The following is a 17,113-nucleotide window of genomic DNA, read 5'->3' as shown; positions in this document are numbered from 1 at the left end:
TGTGGATTCAAGTTGAATTTGTGCTCGCCTTAGCCACCGTTGGCTATCGCAACCGGTCCGCTCCACAGTCGCCTGGCTCAACAAAAGTCGTTGAGCTCGGTTTGGGAGTCTGTTGCCGGTCCCCATGACTGGATCTGGAGATAACACCGATCCAGCGATTTCGCAGCAGCCATCCGGCCGTCATTAGGCGATTCCCCTCCTACGACGAGGGAAATCATGAATTCGAGCTTGTCAAACGGAAAGAACTAGGTGAGCGGTAAATTCTTCTTGTAATTCCCATATGCCCTAGTATCGCCATTTGTGAGATATGTTCTGACATGGAATCCCGCCAAGTCCCCCTGATTTCTCAAAATTGAATCCGCCACCACCCCACAAGGCGGAGTGTGCCGCAATACCGGTAAAATCCCCTTCCTGCTCAAGTCGCATAGACGATCTTCGATGCGTGGCAGCCCACTGCTGGTGATTGTGGAGCCGAAATCCTCCCTCAGCCTCGATTTGGGCCCCGGATTGCGTTCTACTGATGCCTCATGATCGAGACAGCCAAACGCGAATCAAACCGGACACGCACGATGACTTCGATACATATCCGAAAAGGGGTACTCGAGGATTGGCCCGTCATTGCCGCCGCCAATTCCGCCCTAGCAGCCGAGACAGAGGGGAAACAGTTATCGCCAGAAGCGCTGGAACCGGGCGTTCGGGCGGCGTTGTTGGATGAGCACAAAGCGCAATACTTTGTCGCCGTGATTGATGACCGCGTCGTAGGGCAAGTGATGCACACACGGGAGTGGAGTGATTGGCGCAACGGAGAAATCTGGTGGCTACAAAGCGTTTATGTTGTCCCTGCGCACCGAGGCTGCGGTGTATTCCGCGCGCTGTATGAGCATGTTTACAACTTAGCGGCCGCGAACAAAGATGTCGTGGGCCTGCGGCTCTATGTTGAGCGAGAGAATGACCGGGCGCAACAGACCTATCACAAACTGGGCATGAGAATGCCGGGTTATCATGTGATGGAAGCATTGTTCGAGGCGGACAAATCAACGCCGCAATAGACCGGTCGGCGCCCGTTCGCCTAGTCGAATTCACCCGGTCGAATTCAACAGTCGGCTACCGCTGTGGTTTGTCCCCGGCGATCAACTCTTCTTCCCATTCGTCCAGCAGCGGCCAATCGATGGCGCACGTGCCGAAATCGGACAGGTGTTGATAGGCATCCAAGCGGTCGATCGCCTGTTGCAATGTAGCGTCATCCTTGCGAAACGCCGGCCCGTGACTGGGGAGCAACCACTTCGCGTCCGAGTCCTTGATGCGCTGTAGCGATTTGATAAACGCCGGAATATCGGAACCGTGATGAGCGTCGATGGCACCGACACCCCCATCGCGAAAGATGTTGTCGCCGGAAAACAGCAGGTCGTTCCAACGGAACGCCAACTGGCTGTCGGTATGTCCCGGCGTGTGCCAGACCTCAATTTTGATGTCTCCCACTTCCAGGATATCCCCCTCATCGACTTGTCGATCAACTTGGATCGGCTGGATATCGAGTGAGATCCCCTGAGCGGAGATTTCGGCAAACGTGCGAATCCGGTCCGCATCGGCCAACGGTTTCACAGCCCCTGGATGCGCGACAATTTGAGTGTCGCCGACCAGTTCGCAGAATTTGCGGGCGCCCTGAGCATGGTCGACATCGGGGTGGGTCAGCACCAGATATTTGCAATTGGCCAACGGAAAATCCATCTGGCGAATCAATTCGACAATTTCGGGGACGGTGTCTTCGTAACCGATATCGATCAACATCCACTCAGACTGATCAAAAATCAAATAAACACAGCACCCCAACCGCTGGCGGGCCTGGTAGTTCATTTCGATGACATTGGGAAAATATTCGCGTCGCTGCAGCATGCGGGCCTCGGATTACGACTGAAGTGATCGTCTGATAGGGGAATTCCGCGTTGCATTCTAAGGCTGGGCTGCCGATGTGGCAAGTTGTTGGTTCAGGATGCTGAATTCTCAGGTCCAACGCTTCACAAAAACTCCCCCGCCACCTGATCGGCGAAAAACAAGCCTTCGTGCGTCAGCCGAATCGTCCGCTCATCACGCTCCAGCCAACCTTGGGCCGTGAGACTGTCAACGGCGTCACCGGCCAAATCGAGTAGGTTGTAGCCGGTCTGCACGTGGAATTCAGCCAAATCGATCCCCGCGCGGCGGCGTAGGCCGAGGGCGATGGACTCCCGGGCCCGGTCTTCGGGAGTGAGCATTTCCGTCTCTCCGATCGGGGATTCGCCGGCCAACGTCCGCTTTAACCAGGTGGTGACGCTGCGGTGATTGATCGAGCGACGGCCGTCGAGATAGCGGGCTGCTCCCGGTCCGAAGGCGTCGTAGGACTGTCCAGTCCAATAGACTTCGTTGTGCCGGCAGCGAAAACCGGGCTGAGCGAAATTGGAGATTTCATAGTGCTCGTAACCAGCGGCGGGGAGTTTATCGAGGGCCAGGGCGTACATCTCCCGTTCCAGTTCCGAGCTGGCCGGCGTGAGTTGCGATTTTTCACGGCGGGTCCAAAAGGCGGTCCCTTTTTCAAACGTCAGTCCATACGTCGAAAGATGCTGCGGGTGATGGGCGACAGCCGTTTCGAGGGTCGACTCCCAAAGTGCGAGCGATTGCCCGGGGACTGCGAAGATCAAATCCAGGGCAATGTTATCGATCCGACGGCGAAGCCACTGCAGCGCTTGGTCGATTTCCTCCTGTCGATGATCCCGTTCCAGCAGCGAAAGGATCTCCGCATCAAACGATTGAATTCCCAGACTGACGCGATTCACACCCGCGTCGGCCAAGATGGCGATTTTTTCCTCGCTCAGACCGGCCGGATTGGCTTCGACGCTGAATTCGCAGCCAGCGGCCAAGCGATATTTGCTCAGCACGATCTCCATTAGCCGCTTGAGATCTGCCGGGGGCAGGTGCGTCGGGGTGCCGCCGCCGAAAAACAGCGTGCTGATCTCGGGAGAATCTTCAACCCGGGACAACTCCATTTCCAGCGCGCGGAGATAGTTGTCGATCAGGTGATCCTTGCCGGCGACGAGCGTGAAGTCGCAATATCCACAGCGATGCGCGCAAAACGGCACGTGGATATAAATCGCTTGTGGCGGGGCAAAAACCGGGTTCATGGGAAAATACCAATGGCAAAGAGCTGGACCAACAGCGTTAAAATAGACGGCGCCGGCAAGTTCGGCAATCGCGGCGGACCGCAATTGACCAAAAGTGCGGTTTTCTGGTAGTTTCCGCCGCGCCGCAGCTTGTGCGGCGGAGTTTTTTTCAGACGGGCGACCAATCCCAAGACGGCCGATGCTCAACGCAGACAAGGCATCGTACCGTCCGGCTACGAACGGAGCGCGAAGTATGTGTGGAATCGTGGGGTATGTGGGTGGAAAACCGGCTTCCGCGTTACTGGTCGAAGGGCTGCATCGGCTCGAATACCGCGGTTATGACAGCGCGGGAATCGCCGTTCGCAATGGCGAAGGTATCAACATCCGCAAACGCGCCGGACGCGTGGGCGAACTGGTCAAATTGCTCGACGAGGAACCGATTCAGGGCAGCCTGGGGATCGGCCATACCCGCTGGGCAACACACGGCGAAACAACCGACACCAATTCGCATCCGCATGTCGGCGGCAATGGCGAGGTGGTGTTGGTGCACAACGGCGTGATCGAGAACTATGCGTCGCTACGGGAATCGTTGCAAGTTCGCGGATATGTGTTCAAAACCACGACCGACAGCGAAGTGGTCGCCCATCTCATCGCGCATCATCTGGATGAATGCATTCGCATGGGGGACGATCCCCAGGATCGCGCGACGATTCAACGCACGCTCGAAATGTCATTGAAACAACTCAAAGGGACCTACGGACTGGCGATCATTTTTCGCGATCATCCGGAATTGCTGGTGGCGATCCGAGCCGGTAGTCCGCTGGTGATCGGCATTGGACACAACGAATACTTCCTGGCCAGCGATTCCAGTCCGCTGGTCGGACATACCGACGAAGTCGTCTATCTCGACGATCACGAATGGGCGTTCCTCAGCCCCGAGGGCATGGAAATTATTCATCGTGACTCCGGGCAACGGGCACCCTCGATTCAAACCTTGGATCATGTCGCCGGGAATATCGATTTGGGGGATTTCGATACCTACATGCTCAAGGAGATCTTTGAGCAACCGCAATCACTGGAGAACTGCTTGCGGGGACGGATCGACGATGATGCTGCCAGCGCGAAGTTCGGGGGACTGAACGTCGACGTACAGGATTTGCGGCACGTCGATCGGATTGTCTTAACCGCCTGTGGAACGAGTTGGCATGCGGCGTTGGTCGGAGAATACCTGATTGAAGAATTCGCCCGGATCCCGGTGGAGGTCGAATATGCCAGCGAGTTTCGTTATCGCAACCCTCCCATGACCGACCGCACGATGACGTTCGCCATCACACAAAGCGGCGAGACGGCCGATACGTTGGCGGCGCTGCGAGAAAGCCGCCGCAAAGGGCATGCGACGATGGCGATTTGCAACGTCGTCGGCTCAACGATCGCCCGCGAAGCGGACGGTGGAATCTATCTGCATGCGGGTCCGGAAATCGGTGTCGCCTCGACCAAGGCGTTCACTTCACAAGTCACATCAATGATGTTGTTGGCCCTCTATCTGGGACGCATGCGGCATCTGTCGTTTCCCGCCGGGCAACGTTTGATCAAACAGATGCGACAATTGCCGCAACTGGTCGAAAAAACACTCGCCTGCAACGAGGCTGTCGCGAAAATCGCCACGAAGTATTTCGACCGTAACAATTTCTTGTACCTGGGCCGGCTATACAATTTCCCGGTGGCCTTGGAAGGCGCACTGAAACTGAAGGAAATCAGCTACATCCATGCCGAAGGCTATCCAGCGGCCGAAATGAAGCATGGGCCGATCGCATTGGTTGACGAAGTCACTCCGAGCGTGTTTGTGGTTCCACACGGGACGATGTACCCCAAGGTGATGAGCAACCTCGAAGAGGTCAAAGCCCGCAAGGGACCGGTGATTGCCATTGCGTGCGAAGGGGACAAGGAAATCTCCGCAGCAGCGGACGACGTGATCTTCGTGCCGGATGTCGAAGAGTATCTGCAACCGATTGTCACCTCGATTCCGCTCCAATTACTGGCCTATCACATCGCAATCCTGCGAGGCTGCAATGTTGACCGCCCACGGAATCTGGCCAAGAGCGTGACGGTGGAGTAATACGGGTTTCTTGCCCCAATCCATTTCGCCACTTCCCCAATCGCGCATCGCTGAGTTATCATAGGCATTGGCATGTTATGACATGCGATGTGCTGCGGTTCTCACCATCCCGCAGTACTGGGGCTGAGGCATGGACATTATAAATACGTAGAGATTGTGGGCGGAGAATCGATGAAAATCTTGCTGGCCAACCCGCGCGGATTTTGTGCGGGCGTCAATATGGCGATTGAGTGTCTGGACGAGGCGATCCGCATCTGCGGGCCCGAAATTTATGTCTATCACGAAATTGTGCACAACAAATACGTCGTCGAAAATTTCACCGCACAGGGCGTGACCTTCGTCAACGACCTGGACGAAGTCCCGCACGGGGCGTTTTTGTTGTATAGCGCGCACGGCGTCTCGCCGGAGTTGCGGGAACACGCATCCAGTCGCAATCTGCGGACAATCGACGCCACCTGCCCGCTGGTGACCAAAGTACACCTCGAAGCGGTCCGTTTTGCCAAGCAACATTACAACATTGTGCTGATCGGCCACGAAGGGCACGACGAAGTGATCGGCACAATGGGAGAAGCTCCCGAATCGATTACACTGGTAGAAACCGCTGAAGATGTCGACCAACTGGAATTCCCACCCGGAAGCAAAATCGCCTACCTCACACAAACGACCCTCAGTGTGTCGGAGGCGAATACGGTGATCGAGCGCCTGCGGGAACGCTTTCCGCACATCGAGTCGCCCCCCAAAGAGGACATCTGTTACGCGACAACCAACCGGCAGGAGGCGGTCGCCACACTGGCTCCGCAAACCGATGTCGTGTTGGTGCTGGGAAGTCAAAACAGTTCCAACAGCAAACGACTGGCAGAGATCGCCGCCGGAATGGGCAAGCCGTCGCATTTGATCGACGGCGCCGACGAAATCGCCCCCTCCTGGTTCACCGGCAGCGAGACAGTACTAATCACCGCCGGCGCCAGTGCTCCGGAAGTCGTCGTCGAACAATGCATCGACCGCTTGGTGGCGGATTATGATGCAACGGTCGAAGTGATGACGATCCGTGAAGAAAACGTGCAGTTCCAATTGCCGAAGGAACTGCGGGTGTTGCAAGCGGCGGAGCGTTGAGCGATGTAGGGCGACCCTTAGACCGTAGGGTGCGTCATGACGCACCTTTCCACGTAGGACCAGCGATTCGCCCAACGCAATTCGCAATGCAAACGTTTTCTCCTGTAGCGATCAATCCAGCACGCTGACACATGCGACTCACGTGAGTTTTTGTTGAGCTGGGACCTCAAACGCCCTGTGCGAGAAAGGTGCGTCGCGACGCACCCTACGATTGCTGCGGGAGTTGCAAGCGGCGGAACGGTTAGCCTCATCCAAATGGGTGGCACGGATTGCCGTCGGCAATCCGTGTGCCGCAGGCACAAGAAGCCACCATTTCGGCAGTCCATGCCAGTTTGGCTTCACTAACTAACCAGCGCGTCAACTGTGGATTCTTGCGGGCCTTGCCCGCCCCGATTGCTACCCGAAATCAAGAATGCCCTCTTTCCTCGTCCCTATAGCGACCTGATTCGCATGAACATCAATTCTTCTCGACGCGAACGATGTTTAATGTGCAATAGTACCCAGTCGCTCGATCTGCCTGCATTTTTGGCACTCCATGCCGATCAAACACAGCATCTGGAATTCCTTCAAACGTAATAGATTCGTACACAAGTAGTGTTTGGATTAGCCCATTTTTCTCATGCACCTCTTTAGCAATTGTAAATTTGGAAATATCAACATGCCGAAAAATTATATCGGCCGACAGTTTTTGACCATTAACAGTATCAACTACGAAGTCCGCTCCTGTAGATATTTTAGCTCTTACAGTTGAGTCGATCTTCCACTTTCCTGAGATGACTGCAACATCTCCGATGGGTATGCCGAGCCTACCGACAATTTTTGTCTTCCCACTCTTCACGTCTGAAAATAAAACATTTGTGACGATCGGCTTGGGCTTCTCCACTTGATTTGGTTTTCCAACATTAGCACCGTGGATCACTGCAATGCAGAAAGCAAAACTGCTGCTTCCTATTATCATTTTCAACATTTTTTGCATGTTGCACACCATATTTCCGCTGGATAGTTGGGGTCCTCGACTGGGTAATCACAAATCCTAACTCTTACCGGAGAGATTTATCTCTCGTGCCATGATTCATCCACCAGTACCATCCGTGTGCCGATGGCACAAGACGCCACAATTTCGGCAGTCCGTACCACGGTAGCCTCTCTTACCAACCAGCGCGGAGACTGCGGCTTCTTGCGGGCTTTGTCCGCCCCGACAGCAGAGCTATCGCTGCCACGTTTCGTGTGAACATTTACGAGCGGTGTTGTGCTTAAAACTGGAATCCGCCCCTCATTGCTTCGCGATGAAATAAAACCGCCGACAAATCTAAGACGGTGTAAAATAGTAAAAAAACCACAAAAAAAATTCGCCACTTCCGTTTTATGAGGCAAAAGCTCGCAGTAAATGCAAGCAGCGAACTCGCCAGGAACAAAAGGCCGCTTGTTGGCATCTGAGCCAGAAGTAATCTGACAGACATGTACAACAACCAACCACCGTATGCTACAAACGCAAAGGTGAAAAAAAAATTCATTTCGCAAAGCTCATTTGTCTACTCCACCTTAGGCATAATTCGCGGCGCTCCGGTGATGTTACCATCCACGTTATCAATTCCGCGTAATAAACTCGTGTAGGTTGAACACCGTGCGTGTGACGGCGGTCCAGGCGGCGAGGTCTGGGGCGGGGATGTCTTTGGGGGGTTGGGACTGGCCGGTGTGGATTAGTTTTTCAGCGGCGGCCGGGTTTGCGGTGTATGCGGCGCGCTGTGCCTGTAACAAATCGGTTAGCACGGTGATCTCTTGTTCGTCGGCGTTGCGTGACAGGGCGTGTTGCATCATCCAGTGGAGCCGGTCGGTTGTTTTCGTTCCGCCCTGCCTGATCACTTGAGCGGCGAATGCGCGGGCGGCTTCGACGTAGGAGGGATCGTTGAGCAGCACCAGTGCGCCCAGCGGGGTGTTGGAGCGGGGTCGCTGTGCGGTGCACTCTTCGCGCGCCGGAGCATCAAAGGCCTTCATCGCCGGATGCAAAAATTGCCGCTGCCAATGCGTATAGACGCCGCGTCGATATTGGTTTTCGCCGCTGTCCACTTTATAGGTCCGCGCGGGGAAATTCAGGTGCCGGTACAATCCTTCGGGCTGATACGGCATCACGCTGCGGCCGCCCAGTTTGTCGACCAACAGACCACTGACGGCCAAGGCGTTGTCGCGGATGATTTCTGCATCGAGCCGAAAACGGGATTGCCGCGCCAACAAACGGTTGTAGGGATCGACCTCCGCTAAATCGTCGTGCATCAACGATGATTGACGGTAAGTGTGAGACATCACGATCAACTTGATGATGTGTTTGATATCCCAGCCACTTTCAACAAACTCAAGGGCCAGATTGTCCAGCAATTCGGGATGCACCGGGGGTTCGCCCTGTGCGCCGAGATCGTCCGAGATTTTGGAAATCCCCGTGCCAAAATAGCGCTGCCATAAGCGATTGACGAAGACCCGCGCTGTGAGTGGGTTTTCACGAGCAGTGAGCCAATTCGCTAAATCGATGCGTGTCGCGCGCTGCTTAGAATCGATTTGCGGAAGGAAATTCGGGACGCCCGGTTGGACGACTTCTCCGGAATCATCCATCCAATTTCCGCGGGACAGCACGCGCATTTCTCGCGGCGTGACCGAGACTGTCACCAAAGTGGTACGCGTGTTGGCGGCAACGGTTTCCTCGCGTTGTTTTTGGAGGGCGGCAATTTTCTCGCGGGTCTCCGCCAAGGCGGGCGCGATCGAGCGGTAGTAGGCGGCGAGTTGTCGGGCTTGTTCCTCGGTGCGCTGTTCAGCAGCGACCGCTAAGATGGCGCGGATCTCTTGGGTGAGCGGATCGAGTTCGCCCGCTTTGAGCGGTTGCGGAGCGGTGGTGGCGGCGATGCGGAATCGGCCCAGCGTATGTCCCCCGGAGGCATAGTTTTGATCCAGAACGAAGGTGAAGGTCGCATCGCCCTCATTGGCAATCACCTCGGCCGTTTCGGCGACCATGTGGTTTTCCTGGCCGACTTCCGGCAAGATCGCCCACCCCCAACCGGGGCCTTGTGCGTCGGCATCGACGGCATGGGCGGCCGACCATTTCTTATCCAGCAGTTTGCCCGCCCCGATCGTCTGTTCGAACGTGGCGGAGGCATTTTTCAATTCGATCGGTAACGCCGCTGCCTCGTTCTCAATGGCGCGGGAGACGCGAAATTCGGTCAGGACAAAGTTGCCATTCCCCGCGCGTCCCGGACCATTTTTGGGGAGCGATTTGTCAGGCAGAACCTCCACGCGAAATCCGGTGATGTTTTTCAGCGGGACCTTGGCGGTAATCGTATAGCTGTTGTGAGCCGAATCCGGCCCCGAGGCCAGTAGCGAGTGATCCTCAAGCACGGCGAGTTTGGTTTCGTGCAGCGCTGCAGCGGATGCGGGGATGACGATCTGCCAAGCCGGAGCAGTGGCGTGTTGTTGTTCCCAGGCGATTTGCGCTGCTGCCAGTTCTTCAGTGGGTGTCTCGATGATGCGTTGCAGCTCTGCGAGTTGCCGATCAATCGGTTTCAGCAAACCCGGCAAGCGGTCATTGGGCACGTCGACCTGCGGTCCCCAGCGCTCCGTTTTGGCCCCGCCGGAGTACAGACCTTTTTCTTTGATGTCGGCGAAAAACGAAGCGAAGCGGTAGAAGTCTTTGGAGGTGAACGGGTCGTATTTGTGGTCGTGGCATTCGGCGCAACCCAGCGTCGAGCCCAACCAGACCGATGCGGCGGTTCGCACGCGATCGGCGGCATATTTAGCCAGGTATTCCTTGGGCTGCACGCCCCCTTCGGCCGACATCATGCCGAGCCGGTTGTATCCCGAGGCGATCAATTGCTCCTGCGTGGGATGGGGCAACAGGTCACCGGCCAATTGTTCGCGCGTGAAGCGGTCGAAGGGCATGTTGGCATTGAAGGCCTCGATCACATAGTCGCGATAGGGGGAGACGCTCACCGGTTGATCACCGTGGTAGCCAACGGAATCGGCATAGCGAACCAGATCCAACCAGTACATCGCCATTCGTTCGCCGTAATGCGGCGAGGCTAAGAGGCGATCGACACATTTTTCGTAAGCCTCAGCAGAGTCGTCCGCCAAAAACGCCTGCATCTCTTCAACCGTGGGGGGCAATCCGGTCAGATCAAAACTGAGCCGCCGCAGCAGCGTCCGTTTGTCGGCCGCCGGCGCGGGTTTGACCGATGCGGTTTGCAATCGGGCGAGAATGAAGTTGTCGATGAAATTTTGTGGGGCAGCGTCGGTCACTTCGGGGACTGGATGCGAAACGGGCGGGGTATAGGCCCAATGATTTTTCCAGTGGGCACCTTGGCGAATCCACTCGGTTAAGGTTTTCTTTTCCCCGTCGGTGAGTTGCTTGGGATGATCGACCGGCGGCATCACCAGACCTTCATCCTTGGTGGTGATCCGGGTGACCAACTCGCTCGATTCCGGTTGACCGGGATCGATGGCAACATAGCCTCCCAAATCGACAAAAGCTCCCTTTTTTGTATCAAAACGGAGTCCCCCCGCTTCGGGATCGCCCCCTTGGCGTTCTTCCGCATCGGGACCGTGGCAGGCGTAACATTTATCCGACAGAATCGGTTGCACGTCACGGCCAAAATCGATTTCCGCAGCCTGCGTTGCACTGCCGCAGCACAACACGACCCAACTGATCAGCCCAGCAAGTCTCTGCATCATCCTGGTTTCCCTCTCTCCGCTTCGGTCCTCTGCCAACCACCGCCCACAACTTGGCGATGCATTCACTTTACAACGTTTTCACGGCCTTGTGAACGTCGACGCGATCAGGGACCGCTGCAAACGGGCCGCTTTCTCGCGTGGCGGCCCTATCAATTGCTGCTGCCCTAAAATAAATGAAAGCCGATTACCGATTTTGCGCCGACTTGTCGCGTGATCAGCTGCAGGACCGCTTTGTCGAGCGAATGAAATCACCACCATCCGGTCGCGTTGCCGTTGAAAGGCCCCACGCATGAAAACATTTCACCCGCTGTCGTTGGAAATGGTCATCGCCATCGACGATGAGTTGGCTCCTTTTCCGTTGTTGGATCGGGAGGTGGCCGTCGCGGAAATCGTGTTGGCGCTGTTGCCGCAACAGATCAATCGCTATGCAAAGATCCACGCGGCACGCATTACCGCCGAACTGATGGACCAGGATGCAGCGGTAGCAAATTGAACCGTCAGTCGCATTAAAAACCAACAACGCGCGGGTGCCACCGGCGGCTAGCCCGCCAGTGCTGTGTCAGGCCGAGTTTTCCTTGTCTAGGGACGTCGCTCCACGTTCGTTCTGGCGGACGAGCCGCCAGTGGCACCTCAAATCGGGACGACATAAAACTTAATGTTGCGCTCCGGTACGATCCAGCATCAATCTACCGGGACACCCAACCGGGCGAGCGCGCCGTCGCAGACGCGGACGACATATTTAAACTTGTCTTGCCGCGCATTCTGCATAGCGGGAATCGCCGGTCGTGCGGTTTCGCCGAGTTCATCCAGGGCGAGCGCGGCACTCAAACGTGTCGTGTCTTGGGGATGCTCAAGCATTTTGGTCAAGACCGCTAATGCGGCATCGGGATCTGTATCGGCGATGGCCTGTGCTGCGGCAATACAAACCACTGGCGACGGGTCATCCAAATAGGGCCGAATTTTGTTCGCGATGTCTTCGTCGATCGCGTCGGCATAATAGAGTTCCGTAATCGCCCAATAACGCATGGCAGCCTGTTCGCTGGCGAGTGCTGCACAGTACTTGGCGACAGACTCCGGTTGCGAGCTATCTATCGTTTTCAATTCGGCCAATTGCTCCAGCAGATCGGACTTGTCGAGGGCATCACGCCAATGCACATAATCCTGCGTCTTGCTTTGGGCCGGTGGAGCAGCGGCAGCGCCGGGTCGGAACGTGATGGCTTGGCTGTCACGAAAACCAATGCGGCAGGCAACGGCCGAGAGCTTTTGCCCCGGTTTGACCGTAACCGGCTCGGTGTAGAGTTGATAAGGTCCCTTGCCGAAGCGGTAGGCAATTGAACTCCCGGCGGTTGGCGAAGCGATTGCCACTTGGTACGACCGTTGCGCGTCGTTGACATCGGTGATCGTAAAAATGGGGTCGGCGGTCACGGCATATTTGCCGCCGGGGCGTTTCATCTCGTCGAAGATCGGTTCGGGAATCAGCCCCATGTCGCCGATGCCTTTGCGCCATTGCCGAGATTGCGAGCGAAGTTCGGCCAACTTGTCGGCGTACTTTGGATCGTCGGCCAGATTGTTTAGTTCTTCGGGATCGGCCTCGGTGTCGTAAAGTTCCTCCGCCGGTTTGACTTGGCGGAAGTACAATTTTTGCGGCCCAACCAATTCGCCAGCGGCATCAAGACGCCGCATCTCTTGCATCGTCGGCATCTCGTTCATATAGGAGATGTTTTGCGAGTAGGGGATGAACGGCATGTCGTTGCGGATATATTTGAACTGCTTGTCGCGCGCAGCGCGGATCAGGTCGTAACGTTCATCCATGCGGTCGCGGGCGGCGAAGATATATTTGCGCGGCGTAGCTTTTTGTGGGCCGAGAAAAGCTTGGCCTTGAATGTGCTCCGGGATATCGATTCCGGCCAGCGAGAGCATCGTGGGCGCAAAGTCGATGAAGGCGACCAATTCGTCGTTCACAGTTCCGGCGGCTAATTGCTCGGGATGTTCGGGCAGCGCGCGCTGCTTCCATTTCTCGGGAACGCGAATGATCAGCGGGAATTGCAGGCCGGAGTCATAAATCCAGCGTTTCCCCCGCGGCAAGCCGCGGCCGTGATCGCCCCAGAACCAAACGATCGTGTCTTCAGCGAGTCCATCCTCGTCGAGTTGCTGCAGGATCTCGGCCACCTGTTTGTCCATCGCTGTGATGTTGTCATGATAATTCGCCCAGTCGCGGCGGACCAAGGGCGTGTCGGGATAGTAACTCGGCAGCGGCGCTTGCGCCGGATCGTGCCGCTCGGCGGAGCTGAGTTGGGAAACCAGTTTTTTGGTCTCGGGACGAGGATTGCGAATTTGACTTTCGTGGGAAATCGTCAGATTAATGATCGCGAAGAAAGGTTGTCCTTCGCTGCGATTTCGCCAATGCGCCTGGTTGCTACTCTCATCCCAAGCGGTGAGCGGTGATTCGAATTGGTAGTCGGTTTTTTTGTTGTTGGTGCAGTAATATCCAGCAGCGCGCAGGTACTGGCTGAAACACCGCACTTCGGCCGGCGGTACGCCACGGCAGCGCATGTGAGGGGTACCGATACTAGTGGGGTACATGCCGGTAATAATCCCCGACCGGGTCGGCGCACACACACCAGAGTGAGAAAAGGCCCGCGAGTACAGCACTCCCTCGGCCGCCAACTGGTCGATGTGGGGACTAATCGCATAGTCATCGCCGTAACACCGCAAATCGGGACTGATATCCTCACAACTGATCCACAATATATTTGGTTGCTCGGCTGCTTGTGCGGTGTCGTGGCCCAATGCAATGACGAGCAGAGTGGCGATAGATAGGCTGAACCAGCGGTTCATTTCGGTGTCTCCTGAATATGCTGGGCAAGGGTGCCTAGGGAAGCTAGGATGGAACCAATAGATTTTATACCGTAATTCAATGGCCGGGGGATACTGTGTGCTCGATTACCCCCGGCAAAGCCGGGGGCTGATGGATCATTCGGCTTTTAATCCGGCGACGCCCTTCCAGCCCCCGGCTTTGCCGGGGGGCCATGAAACGGACCACCTCTGATGCCAATTATTTTGCGCTGTCTGCTGATTGTCCCTTGTTTGTTCATCGCGATGAGCGGTTTTTGCTCTGCAGCGGAACCCAAGCCAATCGCCTATCGCGGCGCGCGGATTTTGACGGCTGCCGGCAAAGTGTTTGATCCAGGAACGCTGCTCGTCGAGGGCGGCAAGATCGTCGCTGTGGGTATGATGGACGATGTCGCGATTCCCGACGGCGCCGAGGTACATGATGCTGCAGGGAAGGTGATCATCCCAGGGTTGGTCGATACGCATTCGCATCTGGGTGTCTATTCCCGGCCGGCCATTTCGTCGAATAGCGACGGCAACGAAATGACCGGTCCGGTGCAAAGCGTGGTCCGCGCGCTCGATTCGCTCAATCCGTTTGACCCGGGCATCCGCATGGCCAATGCCGGGGGCGTGACAACGGCCAATATCATGCCGGGTAGCGGCAATGTGATCGGCGGGCAGACTATCTACGTCAAACTGCGGGGACATACGCCGGAACAAATGTGGATCGCTTCGCCTGACATGTTGGGGGGCTTAAAAATGGCCAACGGCGAAAACCCCAAGCGGAGTTACGGCAGCAAGGGAAAAGCGCCCGGCACGCGCATGAAAATTGCCGCACTGCAGCGGGCTGAATTTCTCAAAGCGATTGACTACCGCCGTGAATGGGATGGGTACCGCAAGAAACTTGCCGCCGGTGAAGAGGTCTCGCCGCCGGATGTGGACCTTGGCCTAGAAGCACTCGTCGAAGTGCTGCAAAAAAAACGGACCGTGCACTTTCATTCGCACCGCGCCGACGACTTGTTGACAACGATGCGTTTGAAAGATGAATTCGACTTTGACCTCGTGATTCAACACGGCACCGAGTCGTACAAAATTATCGACGAGATCGCCCGACATGGCGTACCGGTATCGATGACCATCCTCGACAGCCCGGGCGGCAAAGCTGAAGTCGTACAGTTTCTCGAAGAGTGCGGTGCGGAATTGGCGGCTGCGGGAGTCAAAGTTTTGGTCAATACGGACGACCCGGTGACCGAAAGCCGTTTTATGTTGCGGACGGCGGCGATTGCCGTGCGCGGCGGATTACCCGAGGACATCGCCCTCAAGGCAGTCACGCTACACGGAGCCGAGGTGATGCATCTCGACGATCGTCTCGGTTCTCTCGAAGCGGGTAAGGATGCTGATTTCGTGGTCTTGAGCGGACCGCCGTTTAGCATTTATGCGCGGGTGCTCGAAACCTACATTGACGGCCAACGCGTGTTTGATCTGGCGGACGAGTCGGAGCGGCTGTTTCAAACCGGCGGATTTGCCGTGCGTGATAAATCGCAAATCCCACCCGCAAAACCGCTTGTCGCGCCGCTGCAAGTCGTGGAGGCCCCCACTCCACCTACCGGCGCAACGGAGGCTGATTTGCAGAGCACAGAATTCGTGATCCTCGCCGGCCGTTTGCACACGGTTGCCGGTGAAAGCATCGACGATGGTGCCGTGCATGTGCGCGACGGGAAAATTGTATTCGCCGGGCCGCGAGCAGAATTGGAGATAGCCGCCGGCATTCCGGTCGTCGCCGCAACGGAAGTTTCTCCCGGACTGATCGACGCGCACAGTGTGGTGCCGCTGGAAGGGGAGTACAACATCCGCGCGGATCAGGACTCGAACGAGGAGAGCGACCCCAATCAGGCTGACGTCCGCGTGTTGGATGGTTTCAATCCGTCTGAACCGTTGTTGCAATTTTTGCTGCAACAAGGGATCACCACAGTGCATGCCTGTCCGGGACGGGCAAACGTGATTGCCGGTCTGTCGGGGGTGTTTCACACATATGGACGGACGCCGGAGAGCATGACGATTCGATTCCCACAAGCGATGTTGTTCAACCTGGGGGAATGGCCCAAAGAAACCTACGATGGTCGCAAACCGCGCACGCGGATGGGAACGGCTTCGTTGATTCGTGAGGCGTTGACGGGTGCGTCGAATTTCTCACGCAAAAAGAAACCGGACCAAGATGCCGACGACGTTCCCAATCGTGACCTGAAACAGGAAGCACTCACCAGCGTCCTGGAGAAAAAAGTACCCGCCCTGTTCTGCGCCCAGCGGGGCGACGATATTATGACCGCACTCCGTTTGACCAAGGAATTCAAACTCGAGGCAATGATTGCATTGGCCGCCGACGGCTATTTGGTGGCAGACCAAATTAAGACCGCCAACGTACCGGTCATCGTGCACCCGACAATGCAGCGTGTGGGGGGCATGGAAACCTATCGTTCGTTCTTGGGGAATGCAGCGGCACTGGCCGATCATAAAATTCCGATTGCAATCGGCAGTGGCGTGGAGACGTATGTTCCCAAGACACGAGTGATTCGCCACGAAGCGGCCATGGCCATGGTGTACGGTCTGGGTCGCGCGCGGGCGCTGGCGGCTGTCACACTCGATGCGGCAAAAATCCTCAATATCGACGACCGCTACGGCAGCTTAGAACCGGGCAAGGTGGCCGACATCGTGCTGTACGACGGCGACCCGTTTGAACACAAGACGCAGGTGACGCACGTCATCGTCGACGGTCGTCTGGTCTATCGCCGCGCCGATCAGCCGCGGATTCCGCTCGCTCAACGCCAGTTCTACTTCAGCCCCAATATCCCCTGCTGCCTGGACTGATACGACTCCGGTTTCACCGCACTCCGGAAGGTGTGGCTCGCAGAATGTCGAGTTTATCGGATCGCGTTAACCGGCAATTTCGGCTCAGCAGGAGCTTCGCCCTCCCTTCCCGGCGGTCACCCCGAAGTTTAGGCGTGTCATTTGAAACGGCGAAAAAGGACCGTAAAACCGGTCATTCCCGGTTTGTGACTTAGTACATTACCTAAATACCAGCCGGTGGAGACGTTAGCCGCTTGATTCGAGTCACCTGGACACCGTATTATTAAGAAGACGAGGCTGGTGACGATCGTCCCTTCCTGCCTTGTTTCCGATGCGCTCTGCATATTTTCTCGGATTCTTCGACCCA

Annotated in this window: 10 protein-coding genes; 5 read left to right on the top strand and 5 right to left on the bottom strand. The window is 56.4% G+C overall.

The annotated features are described in order from the left end of the window. Positions 1-569: 569 nt before the first annotated feature. Positions 570-1,049 (top strand): GNAT family N-acetyltransferase, encoded by a 480-nt coding sequence (locus Mal52_RS02445; protein ID WP_145374071.1) that lies wholly within the window; start codon positions 570-572, stop codon positions 1,047-1,049. Between the two features lie 55 nt (positions 1,050-1,104). On the opposite strand, the gene Mal52_RS02440 is transcribed toward Mal52_RS02445, so the two are convergent. Together Mal52_RS02440 and hemW are read right to left on the bottom strand one after the other, a co-directional pair. Next, positions 1,105-1,893: an MBL fold metallo-hydrolase gene (locus Mal52_RS02440; protein ID WP_145374069.1), complete on the bottom strand. Its 789-nt coding sequence runs from the start codon at positions 1,891-1,893 to the stop codon at positions 1,105-1,107. A 122-nt stretch (positions 1,894-2,015) separates the two neighbouring features. Then, positions 2,016-3,347: a radical SAM family heme chaperone HemW gene (gene hemW, locus Mal52_RS02435; protein ID WP_231962501.1), complete on the bottom strand. Its 1,332-nt coding sequence runs from the start codon at positions 3,345-3,347 to the stop codon at positions 2,016-2,018. A 37-nt stretch (positions 3,348-3,384) separates the two neighbouring features. Here hemW and glmS point away from each other — a divergent pair, with 37 nt between their 5' ends. Continuing rightward, positions 3,385-5,247 (top strand): glutamine--fructose-6-phosphate transaminase (isomerizing), encoded by a 1,863-nt coding sequence (gene glmS / locus Mal52_RS02430; RefSeq protein WP_145374067.1) that lies wholly within the window; start codon positions 3,385-3,387, stop codon positions 5,245-5,247. A 171-nt stretch (positions 5,248-5,418) separates the two neighbouring features. Continuing rightward, a complete protein-coding gene (ispH, locus tag Mal52_RS02425) occupies positions 5,419-6,360 on the top strand; it encodes a 4-hydroxy-3-methylbut-2-enyl diphosphate reductase (RefSeq protein WP_145374065.1) in 942 nt (313 codons plus the stop codon). A gap of 457 nt (positions 6,361-6,817) precedes the next feature. Here ispH and Mal52_RS02420 read toward each other — a convergent pair whose 3' ends face one another. Continuing rightward, positions 6,818-7,336: a hypothetical protein gene (locus Mal52_RS02420; protein ID WP_145374063.1), complete on the bottom strand. Its 519-nt coding sequence runs from the start codon at positions 7,334-7,336 to the stop codon at positions 6,818-6,820. A gap of 611 nt (positions 7,337-7,947) precedes the next feature. Continuing rightward, complete coding sequence (locus tag Mal52_RS02415) at positions 7,948-11,070, bottom strand: PSD1 and planctomycete cytochrome C domain-containing protein (RefSeq protein ID WP_145374061.1); 3,123 nt, start codon at positions 11,068-11,070, stop codon at positions 7,948-7,950. Between the two features lie 289 nt (positions 11,071-11,359). Here Mal52_RS02415 and Mal52_RS02410 point away from each other — a divergent pair, with 289 nt between their 5' ends. Next, complete coding sequence (locus Mal52_RS02410; RefSeq protein WP_145374060.1) at positions 11,360-11,563, top strand: hypothetical protein; 204 nt, start codon at positions 11,360-11,362, stop codon at positions 11,561-11,563. Positions 11,564-11,751: 188 nt separating this feature from the next. Here the strand turns inward: Mal52_RS02410 and Mal52_RS02405 are convergent, their stop codons facing one another. Further along, positions 11,752-13,908, bottom strand: coding sequence for a sulfatase-like hydrolase/transferase (locus tag Mal52_RS02405; protein ID WP_145374059.1), 2,157 nt, complete (start codon positions 13,906-13,908; stop codon positions 11,752-11,754). 210 nt (positions 13,909-14,118) lie between these two features. Here Mal52_RS02405 and Mal52_RS02400 point away from each other — a divergent pair, with 210 nt between their 5' ends. Beyond that, on the top strand, positions 14,119-16,767 hold the full coding sequence (locus Mal52_RS02400; RefSeq protein WP_145374057.1) for an amidohydrolase family protein: 2,649 nt from the start codon (positions 14,119-14,121) through the stop codon (positions 16,765-16,767). The last annotated feature ends 346 nt before the right edge of the window (positions 16,768-17,113 follow it).

Origin of the sequence: Symmachiella dynata, from assembly GCF_007747995.1 — a bacterium.
GTDB lineage: Bacteria > Planctomycetota > Planctomycetia > Planctomycetales > Planctomycetaceae > Symmachiella > Symmachiella dynata.
Note: the sequence above shows the minus strand (reverse complement) of the source record. Positions and strands in the feature narration are given on the sequence as shown.

Bases quoted from the DNA above. Each gene is read 5' to 3' on its own strand.
- Mal52_RS02445 (WP_145374071.1), top strand. From the start codon at position 570: ATGACTTCGATACATATCCGAAAAGGGGTACTCGAGGATTGGCCCGTC.
- Mal52_RS02440 (WP_145374069.1), bottom strand. From the start codon at position 1,893: ATGCTGCAGCGACGCGAATATTTTCCCAATGTCATCGAAATGAACTAC.
- glmS (WP_145374067.1), top strand. From the start codon at position 3,385: ATGTGTGGAATCGTGGGGTATGTGGGTGGAAAACCGGCTTCCGCGTTA.
- ispH (WP_145374065.1), top strand. From the start codon at position 5,419: ATGAAAATCTTGCTGGCCAACCCGCGCGGATTTTGTGCGGGCGTCAAT.
- Mal52_RS02420 (WP_145374063.1), bottom strand. From the start codon at position 7,336: ATGCAAAAAATGTTGAAAATGATAATAGGAAGCAGCAGTTTTGCTTTC.
- Mal52_RS02415 (WP_145374061.1), bottom strand. From the start codon at position 11,070: ATGATGCAGAGACTTGCTGGGCTGATCAGTTGGGTCGTGTTGTGCTGC.
- Mal52_RS02410 (WP_145374060.1), top strand. From the start codon at position 11,360: ATGAAAACATTTCACCCGCTGTCGTTGGAAATGGTCATCGCCATCGAC.
- Mal52_RS02405 (WP_145374059.1), bottom strand. From the start codon at position 13,908: ATGAACCGCTGGTTCAGCCTATCTATCGCCACTCTGCTCGTCATTGCA.
- Mal52_RS02400 (WP_145374057.1), top strand. From the start codon at position 14,119: ATGCCAATTATTTTGCGCTGTCTGCTGATTGTCCCTTGTTTGTTCATC.